Origin of the sequence: Nissabacter sp. SGAir0207, from assembly GCF_005491205.1 — a bacterium.
In the GTDB taxonomy this organism is placed as follows: domain Bacteria; phylum Pseudomonadota; class Gammaproteobacteria; order Enterobacterales; family Enterobacteriaceae; genus Chimaeribacter.
The window spans coordinates 3870931-3890541 of sequence record NZ_CP028035.1; the positions used below are offsets into that span (position 1 = coordinate 3870931).

Consider the following 19611-nt stretch of genomic DNA (forward strand, 5'->3'; position numbering starts at 1 on the left):
CGCGGATCGACGTTTTTATCCTTATAGTCCAGACACTTAAATACGATCCTGGCACCCTGATGGCAAATTTTTAAAGTATTGCCAATGTGGATATAAGTTTAGAGAGATTTTTACCTTTCGCGGAACAGGGAATATTCACCCTGGTTTTTATCTCCCTTTTTTGTGGCACTGGCACCCCAATGCATTTCCCTTTTTTCAGCCGTCAGACTCTTTTCCATGTGCTTTAGCCGCGGTCAGCCGCAATACATTATCCAGAGCAAGGCAAAGGCTTCCCGGAAATAGCGGACGGTAATCTCTCCAGCGACAGGGCAATAGTAAGCGTAACGGGTATGGGGAGTTTGGCAATCACAGCGTGGGAGGGGGAACACAATGCCGGCCGGGCCGACATTGTGTGAGGGAGGCGTTATTTCTGGGTCAGCAGGAAATTGACCACATCAGAGAACTGTTTGGCGTAGATATCCATAGAGCTCATGTCCAGGCCATCATTTTTCACCAGATATTTACCGTTCACAAACACTGACGGCACACCGCGCAGCTCCATGTCAGCCGCCGCTTTTTCTTGCTGCACGACCATCGATTTCACCACAAAGCTGTTCCAGGCAGAGTCATACTGCTCTGCGGTCACGCCAGCTTGCAGGAACACCTTCTTGATATCGTCCGCAGTCTGCACGGTCTGGGTTTTCTGCACCGCGTCAAACATCAGCGGGGTGACTTTTTCCTCAACGCCCAGCGCCATGGCCACGGCCCACGCCTGGGTCATCTCTTTGCCCAACGGCCCCAGGAATTCAACGTGATATTTGGTGACCTTAACGTCCGACGGCAGGTTTTTCTTAATGGTCTCAGAGATGTGATAAACATTTTCAAACTGGTAACAGTGCGGGCAATAGAAGGAGAAGAACTCCAATACCTTAGGCTCGCCAGAAACAGGTTTATCCAACGTGACATACTGATCGCCACTGGTGAACTGCGCGGCTGAAGCGCTGAAAGCCAGCACCATACCCACCAACGCCAAAAATATCTTTTTCATAATTCCTTGTTCTCCGTTGATTCAATCATTAATACATCGGCATTAATTGCAGCGGGGGTTCCTGCAATTGAATAATCTGCTCCCTGAACGTGAGCATCTGGCGCTCCCAGAAATGGCTTTCCGTCATCCAAGGGAAGCTGCGGGGGAAGGCCGGATCCTGCCAGCGACGCGCAACCCACGCCAGATAATGTACCATGCGCATCGCGCGCAGAGGTTCGATCAGCGCCAGCTCACGCTGATCAAAGTCGGTAAACTCACCATAAGCCTCCAACAGGATGTCCAGCTGGATCCGCTGCTCGGCTTTGTCACCGTGCAGCAGCATCCAGAGATCCTGCACTGCCGGGCCATTACGCGCATCATCCAGATCGACGAAACAAGGGCCATCACGCCACAGAATATTGCCCGGATGGCAGTCACCATGCAGCCGGCGCGATTGCCATTCAGGCTGCCAACGTTGCGCGGTCGCCTGAATCAGGTCATCTGTTGCCGCCAGAAATGCGCGGCGCTGGCCGTCTGGGATCAGCTCGCTGCTCTCCAGTACCTGACGCGGCTGTGTTAGGTACTCTTCCAGCCCAATGGTAGGCCGGGCAGTGAACAGACGCTCACCGCCCACCTGATGAATGCGCCCAAGATAGCGGCCAACCATTTCCAGTTGGTCCAGGTTGTCCACCTCATAGGCTCGCCCGCCAGCGCTTGGGAACAGCGTGAAGAAGTAACCCTGATAGTGATGCAAGGTTTCGCCCGCTACTGCAAGCGGCGCAATCAGGGGGATCTCCCCCTCATTCAGCTCAGCGGCAAACTCATGCTCCTCACGCAACTGCGCCTCATTCCAACGCTCTGGCCGATAAAATTTCACCACGTAGCGTTTACGTGACTCATCCATAAACTGAAAGACGCGGTTTTCATAGCTGTTAAGTTCGGTCAGGCCAGAGTCAACGTAGATCCCGGTCTGTTGCAGGGCGTCCAGAATCAGATCCGGCGTGAGGGCGTGAAAATTAAAAGCAGGGGTTGTCGTCATAATGGTCTTCAGTGAAGCGTTCAAAGGGAGGGGGAAGGCTAATCCTTAATGACGCCACGGGCCCGCAGAATGGCAGTTTTAAAGTCTTCTTCATAATCTTTCTTCAGGCCGGGAATCTCTTCCGTCGTGTCACTGCCACGCATCTTCAAATGATAGATCAACGTATCATCACTGAGATCGGCCAGTTCGCCTTGATATCCGCTCTCCTGCGCCAATTTTTGCAGGAATTGCAGTAGATTGAGATCGGCATCTTGCTGCCATGCCGGTTGAAGCAGTGCGATCAGTTCATTCACCCGATGGCTATTCATCACCCTATCCCTCTTTCGTAAGAAACCGACAAAGTAGCAGGGATGCCGGCCCAGTGAAAGGGTCGCAGTTGTCAATAAAAGTAAATGCCGCGCCACCGACTATCGGCGCTACAATCAGTGCCACGACGTATTTAGAGAGATGAATATGGAAGCGTTATCCATAACAGGCGTGATTCTTTGCGGCGGACAGGGCAGCCGGATGGGCGGTGAAGACAAGGGACTGGTGCGATTGGCCGGCAAACCGCTCTTTCAACATGTCGCGGAGCGGCTGGCACCACAGCTCGATCACATCATGATCAGCGCCAACCGTAATCTGGAGATCTACTCTGCCGCCTACCCAACCTTTCGCGATACCTTCCCTGGCTTTGCCGGCCCGTTGGCGGGAATGCTGGCGGGGCTGCGGAACAGTAGCACTGACTGGGTGGCATTTGTGCCATGTGATGTGCCCTTTCTGCCAATTGACCTGATTACCCGGTTATGGTCAGGGCGCCATCAGGCGATGGCAGCCTATGTCCATGACGGCCAACGGGCGCATCCAACGCTCTGTTTACTGAACCGGCGTGTCGCCGACCCATTGGAGCAGTTTTTACGTAACGGCGATCGTAAGTTGATGCTCTTCTTTGAGCAGCTTGATGCTCAGGCTGTCACTTTCCCACAGGCCAGTGCGTTCCGTAATATCAACTCTCCAGCAGATTTACCAAGTCTTCCAACGGCGGATTAAGATGAATACGCGTCCCCTTCTAGGCATTGTCGCTTACAGCGGTACCGGCAAAACCACGTTGCTAAAACAGCTTATCCCCTTACTGGCGCAATGCGGGGTAAGGGTTGGGCTGATTAAACATAGCCACCATGATGTTGATGTCGATACACCGGGCAAAGACAGCTATGAACTGCGTAAGGCAGGCGCCAATCAGACAATGGTAGCCAGCGGGCGCCGGTGGGCGTTAATGACAGAGACGCCTGATAATGCTGAGGAGCCAGATCTGGCGTATCTCGCGAGCCGTTTTGATGGCAACAAAATCGATCTGATTTTGGTAGAGGGATTCAAACATGAGCCGATTCCCAAGATCGCGTTGTACCGCGCAGCCGTAGGACGTTCATTGGAGAGCCTGATCGATCAGCATGTGATTGCAGTAGCGAGTGATAGCTTGGTAGACGGGATCGTGGCTTTGGATCTCAATCAGCCAAGAAAAATAGCAGAGTTTATTCAACAGTGGCTGGTGCGACAGTAGACGATTCAACGCAGAGAAGGGCAGATAACACGCTTGTTAATGCCCTCTAAAGGCGAGGCCCGTACAAGTTTGCACTGTTTTTTGAAATTTAGACAAACAAAAAAGCCCCATGCTTATCGCATGAGGCTGTTTTGTGAATGGATGCCTGGCAGTTCCCTACTCTCGCATGGGGAGACCCCACACTACCATCGGCGCTACGGCGTTTCACTTCTGAGTTCGGCATGGGGTCAGGTGGGACCACCGCGCTCGTGCCGCCAGGCAAATTCTGTGCTCTGACCGCCCAACGGGCCATCAGATATCTGAACCAAGCTGAATATCGCGTCTCTGAAAACACCTTCGGTGTTGTAAGGTTAAGCCTCACGGGTCATTAGTACCGGTTAGCTCAATGCATCGCTGCACTTACACATCCGGCCTATCAACGTCTTCGTCTTAAACGTCCCTTCAGGGGACTCAAGGTCCCAGGGAAGACTCATCTTGAGGCAAGTTTCGCGCTTAGATGCTTTCAGCGCTTATCTTTTCCGCACTTAGCTACCGGGCAGTGCCATTGGCATGACAACCCGAACACCAGTGGTGCGTTCACTCCGGTCCTCTCGTACTAGGAGCAACCCCTCTCAATCTTCCAACGCCCACGGCAGATAGGGACCGAACTGTCTCACGACGTTCTAAACCCAGCTCGCGTACCACTTTAAACGGCGAACAGCCGTACCCTTGGGACCTACTTCAGCCCCAGGATGTGATGAGCCGACATCGAGGTGCCAAACACCGCCGTCGATATGAACTCTTGGGCGGTATCAGCCTGTTATCCCCGGAGTACCTTTTATCCGTTGAGCGATGGCCCTTCCATTCAGAACCACCGGATCACTAAGACCTGCTTTCGCACCTGCTCGAGCCGTCACTCTCGCAGTCAAGCTAGCTTATGCCTTTGCACTAACCTCACGATGTCCGACCGTGATTAGCTAACCTTCGTGCTCCTCCGTTACTCTTTAGGAGGAGACCGCCCCAGTCAAACTACCCACCAGACACTGTCCTCACCCCGGATAACGGGGCCGAGTTAGAACATCAAACATTAAAGGGTGGTATTTCAAGGTTGGCTCCATGCAGACTGGCGTCCACACTTCAAAGCCTCCCACCTATCCTACACATCAAGGCTCAATGTTCAGTGTCAAGCTATAGTAAAGGTTCACGGGGTCTTTCCGTCTTGCCGCGGGTACACTGCATCTTCACAGCGAGTTCAATTTCACTGAGTCTCGGGTGGAGACAGCCTGGCCATCATTACGCCATTCGTGCAGGTCGGAACTTACCCGACAAGGAATTTCGCTACCTTAGGACCGTTATAGTTACGGCCGCCGTTTACCGGGGCTTCGATCAAGAGCTTCGCGTTGCCGCTAACCCCATCAATTAACCTTCCGGCACCGGGCAGGCGTCACACCGTATACGTCCACTTTCGTGTTTGCACAGTGCTGTGTTTTTATTAAACAGTTGCAGCCAGCTGGTATCTGCGACTGGCTTCAGCTCCGGGAGCAAGTCCCTTCACCTACATGCCAGCGTGCCTTCTCCCGAAGTTACGGCACCATTTTGCCTAGTTCCTTCACCCGAGTTCTCTCAAGCGCCTGAGTATTCTCTACCTGACCACCTGTGTCGGTTTGGGGTACGATTTCGTGTTACCTGGAGCTTAGAGGCTTTTCCTGGAAGCAGGGCATCAGCTACTTCACCACCGTAGTGGCTCGTCATTGCGCCTCAGGGTTAACAAGAAAGCGGATTTACCTGCCTTCTCCCCCTACACGCTTAAACCAGGACAACCGTCGCCTGGCCAGCCTAGCCTTCTCCGTCCCCCCTTCGCAGTAACACCAAGTACAGGAATATTAACCTGTTTCCCATCGACTACGCTTTTCAGCCTCGCCTTAGGGGTCGACTCACCCTGCCCCGATTAACGTTGGACAGGAACCCTTGGTCTTCCGGCGAGCGGGCTTTTCACCCGCTTTATCGTTACTTATGTCAGCATTCGCACTTCTGATACCTCCAGCAGACCTCACAGTCCACCTTCGCAGGCTTACAGAACGCTCCCCTACCCAACAACGCCTAAGCGTCGCTGCCGCAGCTTCGGTGCATGGTTTAGCCCCGTTACATCTTCCGCGCAGGCCGACTCGACCAGTGAGCTATTACGCTTTCTTTAAATGATGGCTGCTTCTAAGCCAACATCCTGGCTGTCTGTGCCTTCCCACATCGTTTCCCACTTAACCATGACTTTGGGACCTTAGCTGGCGGTCTGGGTTGTTTCCCTCTTCACGACGGACGTTAGCACCCGCCGTGTGTCTCCCGTGATAATATTCTTCGGTATTCGCAGTTTGCATCGGGTTGGTAAGCCGGGGTGGCCCCCTAGCCGAAACAGTGCTCTACCCCCGAAGATAAATTCACGAGGCGCTACCTAAATAGCTTTCGGGGAGAACCAGCTATCTCCCGGTTTGATTGGCCTTTCACCCCCAGCCACAAGTCATCCGCTAATTTTTCAACATTAGTCGGTTCGGTCCTCCAGTTAGTGTTACCCAACCTTCAACCTGCCCATGGCTAGATCACCGGGTTTCGGGTCTATACCTTGCAACTAGACGCCCAGTTAAGACTCGGTTTCCCTACGGCTCCCCTATACGGTTAACCTTGCTACAAAATATAAGTCGCTGACCCATTATACAAAAGGTACGCAGTCACCCTGATAAATCAAGGCTCCCACTGCTTGTACGTACACGGTTTCAGGTTCTATTTCACTCCCCTCGCCGGGGTTCTTTTCGCCTTTCCCTCACGGTACTGGTTCACTATCGGTCAGTCAGGAGTATTTAGCCTTGGAGGATGGTCCCCCCATATTCAGACAGGATGTCACGTGTCCCGCCCTACTCATCGAACTCACAACTTGTGTATTTTTGTGTACGGGACTATCACCCTTTACTGTGCGACTTTCCAGACGCTTCCACTAACACACAAACTGATTCAGGTTCTGGGCTGTTCCCCGTTCGCTCGCCGCTACTGGGGGAATCTCGGTTGATTTCTTTTCCTCGGGGTACTTAGATGTTTCAGTTCCCCCGGTTCGCCTCACTGCACTATGTATTCATGCAGAGATAGTGTGACGTATCACACTGGGTTTCCCCATTCGGGTATCGTCGGGTATAACGCTTCATATCAGCTTACCGACGCTTATCGCAGATTAGCACGCCCTTCATCGCCTCTGACTGCCTAGGCATCCACCGTGTACGCTTAGTCGCTTAACCTCACAACCCGAAGATGTTTCCATCAGGGTGTGATTATTTGAGAGACTCTCTTACATGCGCCATCTCTCAAGACTTCTACGGAGAGAGACAGGGCTGTAAGGTTTCAATTTTCAGCTTGTTCCAGATTGTTAAAGAGCAAATATCGTAAACCTGACTCGTAAGTCAGCTTTAAGATATCGGTTGATAATGTCTTTCACCCATCATCAGCAAGTGGCGTCCCCTAGGGGATTCGAACCCCTGTTACCGCCGTGAAAGGGCGGTGTCCTAGGCCTCTAGACGAAGGGGACACGTGGTCAGCTTCGCAGACGCTTTGCTCGTACATCTATCAGACAATCTGTGTGAGCACTGCACAGTCAAATATCTCTAGGTAAGGAGGTGATCCAACCGCAGGTTCCCCTACGGTTACCTTGTTACGACTTCACCCCAGTCATGAATCACAAAGTGGTAAGCGCCCTCCCGAAGGTTAAGCTACCTACTTCTTTTGCAACCCACTCCCATGGTGTGACGGGCGGTGTGTACAAGGCCCGGGAACGTATTCACCGTGGCATTCTGATCCACGATTACTAGCGATTCCGACTTCATGGAGTCGAGTTGCAGACTCCAATCCGGACTACGACGCACTTTATGAGGTCCGCTTGCTCTCGCGAGTTTGCTTCTCTTTGTATGCGCCATTGTAGCACGTGTGTAGCCCTACTCGTAAGGGCCATGATGACTTGACGTCATCCCCACCTTCCTCCGGTTTATCACCGGCAGTCTCCTTTGAGTTCCCGACCGAATCGCTGGCAACAAAGGATAAGGGTTGCGCTCGTTGCGGGACTTAACCCAACATTTCACAACACGAGCTGACGACAGCCATGCAGCACCTGTCTCAGAGTTCCCGAAGGCACCAAGGCATCTCTGCCAAGTTCTCTGGATGTCAAGAGTAGGTAAGGTTCTTCGCGTTGCATCGAATTAAACCACATGCTCCACCGCTTGTGCGGGCCCCCGTCAATTCATTTGAGTTTTAACCTTGCGGCCGTACTCCCCAGGCGGTCGATTTAACGCGTTAGCTCCGGAAGCCACGCCTCAAGGGCACAACCTCCAAATCGACATCGTTTACAGCGTGGACTACCAGGGTATCTAATCCTGTTTGCTCCCCACGCTTTCGCACCTGAGCGTCAGTCTTCGTCCAGGGGGCCGCCTTCGCCACCGGTATTCCTCCAGATCTCTACGCATTTCACCGCTACACCTGGAATTCTACCCCCCTCTACGAGACTCTAGCTTGCCAGTTTCAAATGCAGTTCCCAAGTTAAGCTCGGGGATTTCACATCTGACTTAACAAACCGCCTGCGTGCGCTTTACGCCCAGTAATTCCGATTAACGCTTGCACCCTCCGTATTACCGCGGCTGCTGGCACGGAGTTAGCCGGTGCTTCTTCTGCGAGTAACGTCAATCGGTAAGGTTATTAACCTTACCGCCTTCCTCCTCGCTGAAAGTACTTTACAACCCGAAGGCCTTCTTCATACACGCGGCATGGCTGCATCAGGGTTTCCCCCATTGTGCAATATTCCCCACTGCTGCCTCCCGTAGGAGTCTGGACCGTGTCTCAGTTCCAGTGTGGCTGGTCATCCTCTCAGACCAGCTAGGGATCGTCGCCTAGGTGAGCCATTACCCCACCTACTAGCTAATCCCATCTGGGTTCATCTGATGGCGCGAGGCCCGAAGGTCCCCCGCTTTGGTCTTGCGACGTTATGCGGTATTAGCTACCGTTTCCAGTAGTTATCCCCCTCCATCAGGCAGATCCCCAGACATTACTCACCCGTCCGCCGCTCGCCGGCAAAGTAGCAAGCTACTTTCCGCTGCCGCTCGACTTGCATGTGTTAGGCCTGCCGCCAGCGTTCAATCTGAGCCATGATCAAACTCTTCAATTAAAAGCTTGATGTGCTACACAAGGTAGCGATGCTCAAAGGTTACTGTTTGAATTTTACTTCAGTTAGTCACTCTTCAAGACTTAATATTTTGTGCATCCGAGGATGCTTGATATTGTCTTGTGAGTGCCCACACAGATTGTCTGATAAATTGTTAAAGAGCAGTCGTTACCGTTTCGTTTCGGTAACGTGGGAGGCACATATTACGCTTTCCCACCGGAGAGTCAAGCACTATTTTCTAGTGTTTTCAGCGTTTCCGCTGAGGGCCTCTCCGCTGACCCGGCGACGTGTTGGTCGTTGTTCCCGGTCAGTGGAGGCGCATTATAGGGAGTTCTCGGCAGGCCGCAACCCCTAATTTCAAAAAAAGATTCAAGCGGCGAATGTTTAGCCGTCTTGCACTATAAAGCAGCAGATTTATGCTTTTTATTACCCTCTTTGGCCAGATCTGCCCATAATCGCCGGTATCAACGCCGCATTTGCGCGGTGAGCCAGGACGATAATTATGCCCATCAATGCGCAGCAACAGGCTGCCCAGCGTAACCTTTCATACCTTCTTGCGGAAAAACTTGCCCAGCAACTGCTGGCGGGCGTCTATAAAGAGGGGAGCATTCTGCCGGGAGAGATGGAACTGGCTGAGATCTATCACGTCAGCCGTACCGCATTGCGCGAGGCCGTGAAGATTCTCGCGGCGAAAGGGATGCTCCTGCCGCGCCCACGTATTGGGACACGGGTGATGCCTCAGGCAAATTGGAACTTCCTCGATCAGGATCTGCTGACCTGGTGGATGAAGCAGGCAAACAGCGAAGAGGTGATGCAGCACTTCCTTATTATGCGTACTGCGCTGGAGCCGCAAGCCTGCTCTCTGGCCGCAAGCCTGGCGACTGCGGAACAGAAGCAGCGCCTCTCCTTATATATGGCAGAGATGCGCGCGCTGGATGATAACTTTGATCGCGAACGCTGGATAAAGGTGGATAGCCACTTCCACCAGCTGCTGTATGAGGCCAGCGGCAATCCGTTCCTGACCTCTTTCGCCAATCTGTTTAGATCGGTCTATCACCGCTATTTCGAAACCATCACAGATAATGAAGTGATCAAGCTGGCGCATCACCACGCGATAGTCACCGCCATATTAGAGGGTGATGGTGAGGCGGCGCGCATGGCTTGCCTGACACTCCTGACCGAGGCGCCCTGACTAGCGACGCGTGACCGAGTCGCGTACCACCAGCTCAGGCGTCAGCACCAGCCGCTGCGGTTCAGCCGCCGGGTTGTTCAAGCGGTGCAGCAGTGTATCTACCGCCAGTTCGCCCAGATCATCCTTGGGCTGGTGCACTGTAGTCAGTGGCGGTGTCATGTAGCGCGCCAGCTCAATGTCGTCATAGCCGATGACCGCCACATCCGCTGGCACTGACAGTCCCTGTTGGTAAAGCGCCTGATACGCGCCGACCGCCATCGCATCATTGCTGGTGAAGACCGCCTCGGGCGGGGAAGGGAGCGCCAGTAACTCCGTCATGGCGGCCATTCCCCCCGCGAATTCAAAATCGCTATAGATGAGGTACTCCTCCGGCACGGCCAGTTGCGCCTGTTGCATGGCGCGCTGGAAACCCGCCAACCGCGCACGGGCGGGCGTCTTGTCCTGCGGGCCAGCAATGCAGGCGATGCGCCGGTAGCCCTGTTCGATCAAATAGCGGGTTGCCAGCTCACCGCCCAGCAGGGAGTTATCCTGGATAATGTCATTGGCATCCGGGAACGGTGCCCAGTCCATCATCACAATCGGCAGGGAGGGGTAGCGGCGCAGCGCATCCTCAGAGGGGAGATGGGTTTCGGTGCACATCAGTAGCAGCCCATCGACCCGCTTTTGCAGCAGCATCTCCAGATTGCGGTTCATACGCTCCACGTCCCCTTCGGTATTGCAGATGATCAGACTATACCCGCGCTCATAACAGCTGCGCTCCACGCCACGCACCAGTTCGGCGTAGAAGGGGTTGCTACTGGCGGTCAGCAGCATGCCGATGGTGTGGGTCTGGTTCATCTTCAGGCTACGGGCGAGGGCGGAGGGGGCATAGTTGAGCGACTCTACCGCCGCCAGCACCTTTTCGCGCACGCTGTCGCTAACGAAACGGTTGTTATTGATGACATGGGAGACCGTCGAGGTGGAGACGCCCGCCAGGCGGGCGACATCTTTCATGGTGGCCAAATGTCACCCCTGTTGTTGTAGGAAGGCATCGATCTCCTGACGCCACGGCACGGAAGGTTGCGCGCCCGGCCGGGTCACGGCAATCGCCGCCGCCGCATGGGCGAAGCGTACCGCCGCTTTCAGCGGGCGTTGCTCCAGCAGGGCAGTCAGCAACGCGCCATTAAAGGTATCGCCAGCGGCGATGGTATCCACGGCTTGCACTCGGAAGCCAGGAATCAGCTCGCCCTTGCCCTGCTCACTGAGCCAGACGCCGCGACTGCCAAGGGTGATCAGCACTGTCGCAATCCCTTTGTCGTGCAGGATGGCAGCGGCACGGGCGGCATCCTGATCGTTACGGATGGCGATGCCCGTGAGCAGCTCCGCCTCGGTCTCATTGGGCGTAATCATGTCCACACAGGCCAGCAGTGCATCCGGCAGTTCACAGGCGGGCGCAGGGTTGAGGATCACCTGGGTCTGGTGCGCTCTCGCCAGCGTGGCGGCGGCGGTCACGCTCTCCAGCGGCGACTCCAACTGCATCAGCAGCGCGGAGGCGTTTTTGATTTCATCCTGATAGCGCTCGAGATAGGCGGGGGTCAGGGCGGCGTTGGCACCCGCGTGGATGCCAATCATGTTTTCGCCCTCACCGTTAACAAAGATCAGCGCGACGCCGGTGGTGGTCTCCTCAATCGCCTCAATCGGCCGGGTATCGATGTTGTCTGCCGCCAACTGCTGGCGGATGCGCTCCCCGATATCATCCGCGCCCACGCAGGCAATAAAGGCGATCTCCGCGCCGCTGCGGCCAGCCGCCACGGCCTGATTGGCCCCCTTGCCGCCAAAGGCAACCTGATACTGCGACCCGATCAGCGTTTCGCCGGGACGCGGAAAGTGCGCCGTATTGAGAATATGGTCAGCGTTGATGCTGCCCAGAACCACTAGTTTGCCGTTCTTCATGATGCTTCCCGCCACTCCTGACATGTCATTACCGCTTCCACAGGGCGGGCGCGATGCACGCCCGCCACGGCAGGTTTATTTCGCCACCAGCTCCAGATCGACTGGAATGATCGCCGCTACCTTTTCACCTTTCAACACTTTATCGGCGGTCTGGACGCCAATCACCCCAATCTGGTCAGGGCGTTGTGCCACGGTGGCCGCCAGTTTGCCGCCTTGTACGGCCTTCACGCCGTCGGCGGTGCCGTCGAAACCGACAATGATCACGTCGCTTTTGCCAGCGGTTTGCAGCGCGCGCAGGGCACCCAGCGCCATCTCATCATTCTGGGCGAATACCGCCTGCACATCCGGGTGGGCCGTCAGCAGGTTCTGCATGACGTTCAGGCCCTTGGTGCGGTCAAAGTCGGCGGGCTGGCTGGCGAGCAGGGTGAATTTATTTTTCTCTTGCGCCTGCTTGAAGCCTTTGCCACGTTCACGCGCGACGGACGTCCCGGCAATGCCCTCCAGCTGGATAACCTTCGCGCCGTTGCCCAGTTTCTTCGCGATGAACTCCCCGGCCATATTGCCGCCAGCACGGTTATCGGAGGCGATGTGGCTCACCACGTTGCCATGTGTCGCAACGCGGTCGAGGGTGATCACCGGAATGTTGGCCTGATTCGCCATCTTCACCGCATTGCCAACCGCGTCGGAGTCAGTGGGGTTAATCAGCAGCAATTTCGTGCCGCGCACCGTCAGATCCTGCACGTTGGCCAGCTCTTTCGCCGGGTTGTTCTGCGAATCCAGCACCACCAGGTTGTAGCCGAGTTTGTCTGCCTCCTTCTGCGCGCCATCTTTCAGCGTCACGAAGAAGGGGTTATTGAGGGTAGAGACCACCAGCGCCAGCGTATCTTTCGCCAGAGCCTGAGTGGAGAAGGTCGCGCTCAGGGCCACGGCGGAGATCAGGGTCGCCAACTTTTTCATCTTTGTCATGTGTGTATCCTCTAAACGTATCGGAAAATTATTTGCTTTTGTTATCCACCAGCACCGCCAGCAGTATCACCACCGCCTTGACGATCATCTGGTAATAGGAGGAGACGCCGAGCAGGTTCAGGCCGTTGTTCAGGAAGCCCAGAATCAGCGCGCCAATCAGGGTGCCCATGATGCGCCCCTTGCCGCCAGCCAGGCTGGTGCCGCCCAGCACCACCGCGGCGATCGCGTCCAGCTCATAGCCAGTACCGGCGGTCGGTTGGGCGGAGGAGAGGCGTGCCACCTCAATGATGCCAGCCAGCGCCGCCAACATGCCGCTCAGGGCATAGACGATGATTTTGACCTTATTGACGCTGATGCCGGAGAGGCGCGTCGCCGCCTCGTTGCCGCCCAGCGCATAGATGTAGCGGCCCAAGCGGGTGTGGTGCAGCATGTACCAGGCGGCAAGGAACACCAGCGCCATCAGCCAGACCGGTGCCGGAATACCCAGCGGGCGGCCGATGCCAAACCAGCCAAAGGTGTCGGCGGCATCAGAGAAACCGGTGTTGACCGGGCTGCCGTTGGTGTAAACCATGGTGACGCCGCGCAGCAGCAGCATCATCACCAGCGTGGCGATAAATGCCTGCACCCGCCCCTTCGCTACAATGACCCCGGTGCCCGCGCCCACCAGCGCGCCCAGTCCCAGCGCTGCCGCGCCTGCTAGGAAGGCGTTGACCTCCATGCCCACCAGCGAGGCAGCGACCGCGCCGGTCAGCGCCAGCAGTGACCCGACAGAGAGGTCAATGCCGGAGGTGAGGATCACCAGCGTCATGCCGACCGCCATGATGGCGTTGACCGAGGTCTGTTGCAGGATATTGAACAGGTTGTTCAGGCTGAAGAAGTTGGGGCTCATTGATGACACCACGGCGATCAACACCACCAGCGCGATCAGTGATTTCTGCTCCAGCCACCATGTTTTGTTGAACCAGCGCTTGGCCGGCAGTGCTTGACTACTCATCTCTGCTTATTCCTGTGTTGCGCTGTGTTGCTTGCCGACGGCCGCGGCCATCAGCACCTCTTGTGTCGCCTGCCCACGGGCAAACTCGCCGCTGATACGCCCTTCATGCATTACCAGAATGCGATCGCTCATGCCGATCACCTCCGGCATCTCCGAGGAGACCAGAATGATGCTTAGCCCCTCCTGCTTGAACTGGTTAATCAGCTGATAGATCTCTTTCTTCGCGCCGACATCCACCCCGCGCGTCGGCTCATCCAGAATCAGCACCTTTGGGCGCGTCATCAGGCCGCGGGCGATGGCCACCTTTTGCTGGTTGCCGCCGGAGAGCAGGCCAATCGGCTGCTCCATTGAAGGGGTTTTGATATTGAACAGCCGGATAAAGTCGCTGACCGCCTGCCGCTCGTCGGCATGGCGCAGCCGTCCGACCTCTTTGCTGAAGTAGCGCAGGGCGGTCAGCGACATGTTCTCTTTTACTGACATGCCGAGCACCAGCCCGTCACGTTTGCGGTCTTCAGAGATGTAGACGATGCCAGCCGCCAGCCCCGCCTGTGGGGTACGCGCCGTGACGGGTTGACCATCCAACTCCACGCTGCCGCCGGTACGGGGCAGCGCGCCGTAGAGGATCTTCATCAGCTCGGTGCGGCCCGCGCCCATCAGCCCGGAGATGCCGAGGATCTCGCCGCTGTGCAGGGTAAAGCTGGCCTGTTCCACCCCCGGCCCACGCACGCCATTTACCACCAGCCGCGTTTTGCCGCGTGGTTGGGAGAGGTGCGGGTACTGGTCTTCCAGCTTGCGGCCAACCATCATCTCAATCAGTGACTCCTCCTCCAGCGAGGAGACCGCGCGCTCAGCGATAAACTGGCCGTCACGGAAGACCGTCACGTCATCGCAAATCTCGAAGATCTCCTTCATCCGGTGGGAGATGTAGACGATGCCGCACCCCTGACTGCGCAATTCGCGGATGACGCTGAACAGCGAGGCGGTTTCGGTATCGGTCAGGGCGTCGGTCGGCTCATCCATGATGATGACCCGCGAGTTGAAGCTCAGCACCTTGGCGATCTCGACCATCTGCTGGTCGCCAATCGACAGCTCGCCCACCAGCCGGTGGCTGCTGTGGCGCACGTTGAGGCGCGCCAGCAGCCTGCCGGCCTCACTGTGCATACGCGCCCAATCGATGCCACCAAACCGGTTTACAAACTCGCGGCCTAAAAAGATGTTCTCCGCAATGGTCAGCTGCGGGATCAGGTTCAGCTCCTGATGGATGATGCCGATGCCTGCCTCCTGGGAGGCTTTCGGCCCGGCAAAACGGGTCTCCTCTCCCAGATAGCGCAGGCTGCCTGCTTCCGGCTGGTAGATGCCGGTCAGCACTTTCATCATGGTGGACTTGCCAGCACCATTTTCGCCCACCAGCGCCATCACCCGGCCCGGATAGACGGAGAGCGCGGCGCCCGACAGCGCCTTGACGCCGGGGAAGGATTTCTCAATGCCTTTAAGTTGCAGTAACGCGTCCATAAAGACCTCAGAAGGTGACGCCAGCACAGAGAATGACGTTGGCATAGGGCGAGCACTCCCCGGTGCGCACGATGGCGCGGCTCTGGGCACTCTGCGCCTTGAATGCCTCGTGGTGGATGTAGTCGACCACCACCGCCTTGCCCTGCCGTTCGCCCAGTTGCTCCAGGTGGCTCAGCAGTTGCTGGTGGATGACCGGGTTCTGCTCGACCATCTCGACGGCCAGCAGCGCGCGCTCAACCTGCATCTCTTGGGTAATCACCCCGAGAGTGGTGATGAAATCAGGCACGCCGTGGGTCAGCGCCAGGTCAATGCGCCACGCGCTATCCGGGATAGGCAGGCCAGCGTCGGCAATTACCAGCTGGTCGGTATGCCCAAGCTGGGCAACGGCATAGGAGAGATCGGCATTCAGTAGGGCGCTCTTTTTCATTTTTTGCTCCGGCAGCGAAACGTTTCGATGGTGGAGTGTAAAAAATCGGCGTCAGAAGGCAAAAGGATTGAGAGAGAAGTGTGATCGCCATCGAAACGTTTCGCTGGCAGCAGGGGAACACGCGGCAAAATTTGACTTAGTGCCACTTCGCCTGACGACAGGCATGAAAAAGGGCCTCCGTGGAGGCCCTCGTCACTAAATCTCGACCTGGGTGCCCAGCTCGATCACCCGGTTGGGCGGGATCTGGAACTGGTCTGGCGCACGCAGGGCATTGCGGCTCAGCGTCATGAACAGTTTGCCGCGGATGCGCAGATACCACGGGCGTTTACCAAGGATCAACGATTCGTGGGACATAAAGAAGGAGGTCTCCATCATCCGGCAGGGCAGTCCCTCCAGCCCGCAGCGGTGGAAAATCTCCTCGACGTTCGGCGTCTCCTTAAACCCGTAGCTGGCCACCACCCGCCAGAAGGTGGGCGAGAGCTGCTCAATGCTGACGCGACGGACGTTATGCACGAAGGGCGCGTCCTCGGTGCGCAGTGTCAGCAGCACCACACGCTCATGCAGCACCTTATTGTGCTTCAGGTTATGCAGCAGGGCGAAGGGGATGACATTGATGGCGCGCGACATATAGACCGCAGTGCCCGGCACCCGCACCGGCGGTGACTTCTCCAGCGAGGCGATCATCGCCTCCAGCGAGTTGCCGTGCTCATGCATCCGGCGCAGCAGGCGGAAGCGCTCGCTCTTCCAAGTGGTCATGATGACGAACATCACCAGCCCCAGCGTCAGCGGCAACCAGCCGCCGGAGAAGAGCTTGGCGGCATTGGCGGAGAACATCGGCACATCAATCACCAGCAGGATCACCAGTAGCGCGCCCACCAGCACCAGATTCCAGTTCCAGTTCTTGCGCGCCACCACACAGGAGAGGATGGAGGTCAGCACCATGGTGCCGGTCACGGCAATGCCGTAGGCCGCGGCCAGGTTACTGGAGTGCTGGAAGCTGGCAATCACAATTACCACCGCCACGTAGAGCGTCCAGTTGATCACCGGGATGTAGATCTGGCCGGACTCCATCTCCGAGGTATGGATGATGCGCATCGGCGGCAGGTAGCCCAACCGCACGGCCTGACGCGTCAGGGAGAAGACGCCGGAGATCACTGCCTGCGAGGCGATGACCGTCGCCAGCGTTGCCAGCACCAGCAACGGCACCAGCGCCCAATCCGGGGCCAACAGGAAGAAGGGGTTTTTGATCGCCGAGGGGTTCTGCAACAGCAGCGCGCCCTGACCAAAGTAGTTCAGCACCAGAGAGGGCAGTACCGCGATGAACCACGCCAAACGGATCGGTTTTTTGCCGAAGTGGCCCATATCGGCATACAGCGCCTCCACCCCAGTGATGGAGAGCACCACCGCGCCGAGCGCAAAGAAGGAGAGCGCCTTGTGATCAATAAAGAAGCTGACCGCCCAGGCCGGGTTCAGCGCCTGCAACACGTCCGGGTTGCCCATGATGCCGCGCACGCCCAGCGCCGCCAGCACCAAAAACCAGACCAGCATCACCGGGGCGAAGAACTTGCTGACGCTGCCGGTACCGTGCTTCTGGATCATAAACAGCAGTGTCAGCACCACAATCGAGCAGGGGACGATATACGCCTCCAGCGATGGCGCGGCGATCTCCAGCCCCTCAATCGCGGACATCACCGATACCGCCGGGGTGATCACGACCTCACCATAGAAGAAGCTGCCGCCAATCAGGCCCAGAATGACCACCGTGGCCGTCAGGCGGGCGGAGGTGTGCCGCCCGGCCAGTGACATCAGGGTCAAAATCCCCCCCTCCCCGGCGTTGTCGGCCCGCAGGACATAGGAGAGGTACTTCAGCGAGACGACCAGAATCAGCAACCAGAAGATCAGGGAGAGGAAGCCGAATACCACATCGGGACGCACATCAAAGCCGTAATGCTCAGAAAAACACTCCCTCAGGGTATAGAGGGGACTGGTACCGATGTCGCCGTAGACCACCCCAATGGCGGCCAGGGTCATGGCTGACAGTGACTTTTTATGCTCTGTGCTCATAACTCGTTTCTTTTGCTAGAACATCCATAAGCGATGCGTGCGCCAGTTCCAGAACGCCCACCAAAAAGCGCACAGTATGCATGAATTACCGCTAATGCCCATCGATAAATCGCGGCCTTTACTGCCAGAACCGCAGCGAGCGCCAACTCAATGAGGATAGAAAATTACTGCGAATCAACAAGCTACTGGCGCAAAAAATAACAGTGGATTAATCGCGGGCGGCAAACCAGAATGCCTTAACCGAAAGAAAATGAAGGGTAATTATGGTGCACACAACGGGACTGGCTGAACGCATCGCGCGGCTCAGCAATGCGCTTGAGAGCGGACTGTATGAACGTCAGGATGCCATCCGGCTCTGCCTGCTGGCGGCGCTGTGCGGCGAGAGCGTTTTCTTGCTGGGGCCGCCGGGCATCGCCAAGAGCCTGATCGCCCGCCGCCTGAAGTACGCCTTCCGCCATGCCCGCGCCTTTGAGTACCTGATGACCCGCTTCTCAACGCCGGAAGAGGTGTTCGGCCCGCTCTCCATTCAGGCGCTGAAAGATGAGGGGCGCTACCAGCGCCTGACGCGTGGCTACCTGCCAGAGGCGGAGATTGTCTTTCTCGATGAGATTTGGAAAGCCGGCCCCGCCATCCTCAATACCCTGCTGACTGCCATCAACGAGCGCCGCTTCCGCAATGGCGACGATGAGACTGCCATCCCGCTGCGCCTGCTGGTGGCCGCCTCGAATGAATTGCCGGAGGCTGACAGCAGCCTGGAAGCGCTCTATGACCGGATGCTGATCCGGCTGTGGCTCGACAAGGTGCAGGACAAACAGAACTTCCGCGCCCTGCTGACCCAACGCGCCAGCGAAAAAGAGAACCCAGTGCCGGAGAACCTCGCCATCACGGATGAGGAGTTCCACCAGTGGCAGCGGGAGATCCCGGCCATCAGCCTGCCGGACAGCTGCTTTGAGCTGATTTTCCAGCTGCGCGAGCGGCTGGATGCGCAGGAGGAGTCGCCCTATGTCTCTGACCGCCGTTGGAAGAAAGCCCTGCGCCTATTGCAGGCCAGCGCCTTCTTCAGTGGCCGGCAGGCCATCACCCCGGTCGATCTGGTGCTGCTCAAGGATTGCCTGTGGCATGACCTGAACGCCTACACCGCGTTCCAGCAACAGCTGGAGCAGTTGCTCACTACCCAGGCCTACCAGCAGCAGTCACTGATCCTGCAAATCCACCAGTTGCACCAACAGTGGCTACGCGAGCAACAGCAACTCAGCGATAGCAAGGCGATCAAGGTCAGCAAAAAAGCCGCCATCTTCAGCCGCACGCCGCACTACGTACTGGAGCTGGCGGGCGAAGAGAAGACGCTGACCCTGTTGCTGCACACCCCGCTGCACCTGCATGAGATCCAGGTGACCCACCTGCTGGTGGAGCGCGACGAGCTGGACAACTGGCTACAGAAGGGCGGCGCGATGCGTGGCAAACTCAACGGCATCGGCTTTGCCCAGACGGTGGAGCTGGAGGTGGATGAGAAGCTGCAACTGGCGGTACTGGATGTCAGCCGACAGCGTTCGGTGCTCTCACTGCCGGGCACGCAGTCAGCCGCCGTCTCACCGGAGATTTTGGCCCAGCTGGACACGCTAACTGAGAAACTGGCCCAGCAGCGGCGACTGTTTGCCTCGCACCAACCCTGCCTGTTTGTGCCAGCTGCCTGGCTGGCGAAAATTGAGGGGAGCCTGATGCAGGTGGCGGAGCAGATCAAGAAACAGCGCCAGACTTTCAGCGGGAAATAGCCG

Annotated in this window: 14 protein-coding genes, 1 tRNA gene and 3 rRNA genes; 4 read left to right on the top strand and 14 right to left on the bottom strand. The window is 56.9% G+C overall.

Annotated elements, in window-relative coordinates:
* Positions 1 to 403: 403 nt before the first annotated feature.
* From dsbA to C1N62_RS17415, 3 genes are read right to left on the bottom strand one after another with little or no spacing between them, the layout of a single operon-like run.
* Positions 404 to 1027: a thiol:disulfide interchange protein DsbA gene (dsbA, locus tag C1N62_RS17405; protein WP_137764803.1), complete on the bottom strand. Its 624-nt coding sequence runs from the start codon at positions 1025 to 1027 to the stop codon at positions 404 to 406.
* Between the two features lie 28 nt (positions 1028 to 1055).
* Entirely contained in the window at positions 1056 to 2045 is a 990-nt protein-coding gene (locus C1N62_RS17410; RefSeq protein ID WP_137764804.1) for a serine/threonine protein kinase, read from the bottom strand.
* A gap of 38 nt (positions 2046 to 2083) precedes the next feature.
* Positions 2084 to 2353 carry a YihD family protein gene (locus C1N62_RS17415; protein ID WP_137764805.1) on the bottom strand — a complete coding sequence of 90 codons (270 nt, stop codon included), beginning with the start codon at positions 2351 to 2353 and terminating at the stop codon, positions 2084 to 2086.
* Between the two features lie 145 nt (positions 2354 to 2498).
* On the opposite strand from C1N62_RS17415, the gene mobA reads away from it, so the two are divergent.
* Both mobA and mobB read left to right on the top strand, forming a co-directional pair.
* Positions 2499 to 3074, top strand: coding sequence for a molybdenum cofactor guanylyltransferase MobA (gene mobA, locus C1N62_RS17420; protein WP_137764806.1), 576 nt, complete (start codon positions 2499 to 2501; stop codon positions 3072 to 3074).
* 1 nt (position 3075) lies between these two features.
* The gene (gene mobB / locus C1N62_RS17425; protein WP_137764807.1) at positions 3076 to 3585 is read left to right on the top strand and encodes a molybdopterin-guanine dinucleotide biosynthesis protein MobB; all 510 of its coding nucleotides are present in this window, start codon (positions 3076 to 3078) and stop codon (positions 3583 to 3585) included.
* Between the two features lie 143 nt (positions 3586 to 3728).
* Here mobB and rrf read toward each other — a convergent pair.
* From rrf to C1N62_RS17445, 4 genes are all read right to left on the bottom strand, one after another.
* Positions 3729 to 3844 (bottom strand): 5S ribosomal RNA (rrf, locus tag C1N62_RS17430).
* Between the two features lie 87 nt (positions 3845 to 3931).
* Positions 3932 to 6842: ribosomal RNA gene (locus tag C1N62_RS17435) — 23S ribosomal RNA — on the bottom strand.
* 211 nt (positions 6843 to 7053) lie between these two features.
* Positions 7054 to 7129, bottom strand: a tRNA-Glu gene (locus tag C1N62_RS17440).
* Positions 7130 to 7210: 81 nt separating this feature from the next.
* Positions 7211 to 8752, bottom strand: a 16S ribosomal RNA gene (locus tag C1N62_RS17445).
* Together the 16S, 23S and 5S rRNA genes with 1 tRNA gene alongside form the textbook arrangement of a ribosomal RNA operon.
* Positions 8753 to 9251: 499 nt before the next feature.
* Here C1N62_RS17445 and C1N62_RS17450 point away from each other — a divergent pair.
* Positions 9252 to 9941, top strand: a complete 690-nt coding sequence (locus C1N62_RS17450) for a FadR/GntR family transcriptional regulator (protein WP_137764808.1) — start codon at positions 9252 to 9254, stop codon at positions 9939 to 9941.
* Here the strand turns inward: C1N62_RS17450 and rbsR are convergent, their stop codons facing one another.
* From rbsR to kup, 7 genes are all read right to left on the bottom strand, one after another.
* A complete protein-coding gene (rbsR, locus tag C1N62_RS17455; RefSeq protein ID WP_137764809.1) occupies positions 9942 to 10943 on the bottom strand; it encodes a ribose operon transcriptional repressor RbsR in 1002 nt (333 codons plus the stop codon).
* 3 nt (positions 10944 to 10946) lie between these two features.
* The gene (gene rbsK / locus C1N62_RS17460) at positions 10947 to 11873 is read right to left on the bottom strand and encodes a ribokinase (RefSeq protein ID WP_137764810.1); all 927 of its coding nucleotides are present in this window, start codon (positions 11871 to 11873) and stop codon (positions 10947 to 10949) included.
* Between the two features lie 75 nt (positions 11874 to 11948).
* Complete coding sequence (rbsB, locus tag C1N62_RS17465; RefSeq protein ID WP_137764811.1) at positions 11949 to 12839, bottom strand: ribose ABC transporter substrate-binding protein RbsB; 891 nt, start codon at positions 12837 to 12839, stop codon at positions 11949 to 11951.
* A gap of 28 nt (positions 12840 to 12867) precedes the next feature.
* On the bottom strand, positions 12868 to 13833 hold the full coding sequence (gene rbsC, locus C1N62_RS17470; RefSeq protein ID WP_137764812.1) for a ribose ABC transporter permease: 966 nt from the start codon (positions 13831 to 13833) through the stop codon (positions 12868 to 12870).
* Between the two features lie 6 nt (positions 13834 to 13839).
* On the bottom strand, positions 13840 to 15345 hold the full coding sequence (gene rbsA / locus C1N62_RS17475) for a ribose ABC transporter ATP-binding protein RbsA (RefSeq protein WP_137764813.1): 1506 nt from the start codon (positions 15343 to 15345) through the stop codon (positions 13840 to 13842).
* A 7-nt stretch (positions 15346 to 15352) separates the two neighbouring features.
* The gene (rbsD, locus tag C1N62_RS17480) at positions 15353 to 15772 is read right to left on the bottom strand and encodes a D-ribose pyranase (protein ID WP_137764814.1); all 420 of its coding nucleotides are present in this window, start codon (positions 15770 to 15772) and stop codon (positions 15353 to 15355) included.
* A 195-nt stretch (positions 15773 to 15967) separates the two neighbouring features.
* A complete protein-coding gene (gene kup, locus C1N62_RS17485) occupies positions 15968 to 17836 on the bottom strand; it encodes a low affinity potassium transporter Kup (protein WP_137764815.1) in 1869 nt (622 codons plus the stop codon).
* A gap of 263 nt (positions 17837 to 18099) precedes the next feature.
* Here kup and ravA point away from each other — a divergent pair, with 263 nt between their 5' ends.
* A complete protein-coding gene (ravA, locus tag C1N62_RS17490) occupies positions 18100 to 19608 on the top strand; it encodes an ATPase RavA (protein WP_137764816.1) in 1509 nt (502 codons plus the stop codon).
* Positions 19609 to 19611: the final 3 nt, after the last annotated feature.

Excerpts from the sequence above, each read along its gene's own strand:
- rbsC (WP_137764812.1), bottom strand. The coding sequence starts at position 13,833 with ATGAGTAGTCAAGCACTGCCGGCCAAGCGCTGGTTCAACAAAACATGG.
- C1N62_RS17410 (WP_137764804.1), bottom strand. The coding sequence starts at position 2,045 with ATGACGACAACCCCTGCTTTTAATTTTCACGCCCTCACGCCGGATCTG.
- rbsB (WP_137764811.1), bottom strand. The coding sequence starts at position 12,839 with ATGACAAAGATGAAAAAGTTGGCGACCCTGATCTCCGCCGTGGCCCTG.
- ravA (WP_137764816.1), top strand. The coding sequence starts at position 18,100 with ATGGTGCACACAACGGGACTGGCTGAACGCATCGCGCGGCTCAGCAAT.
- mobA (WP_137764806.1), top strand. The coding sequence starts at position 2,499 with ATGGAAGCGTTATCCATAACAGGCGTGATTCTTTGCGGCGGACAGGGC.
- C1N62_RS17450 (WP_137764808.1), top strand. The coding sequence starts at position 9,252 with ATGCCCATCAATGCGCAGCAACAGGCTGCCCAGCGTAACCTTTCATAC.
- kup (WP_137764815.1), bottom strand. The coding sequence starts at position 17,836 with ATGAGCACAGAGCATAAAAAGTCACTGTCAGCCATGACCCTGGCCGCC.
- rbsK (WP_137764810.1), bottom strand. The coding sequence starts at position 11,873 with ATGAAGAACGGCAAACTAGTGGTTCTGGGCAGCATCAACGCTGACCAT.
- dsbA (WP_137764803.1), bottom strand. The coding sequence starts at position 1,027 with ATGAAAAAGATATTTTTGGCGTTGGTGGGTATGGTGCTGGCTTTCAGC.
- rbsA (WP_137764813.1), bottom strand. The coding sequence starts at position 15,345 with ATGGACGCGTTACTGCAACTTAAAGGCATTGAGAAATCCTTCCCCGGC.
- rbsD (WP_137764814.1), bottom strand. The coding sequence starts at position 15,772 with ATGAAAAAGAGCGCCCTACTGAATGCCGATCTCTCCTATGCCGTTGCC.
- C1N62_RS17415 (WP_137764805.1), bottom strand. The coding sequence starts at position 2,353 with ATGAATAGCCATCGGGTGAATGAACTGATCGCACTGCTTCAACCGGCA.
- mobB (WP_137764807.1), top strand. The coding sequence starts at position 3,076 with ATGAATACGCGTCCCCTTCTAGGCATTGTCGCTTACAGCGGTACCGGC.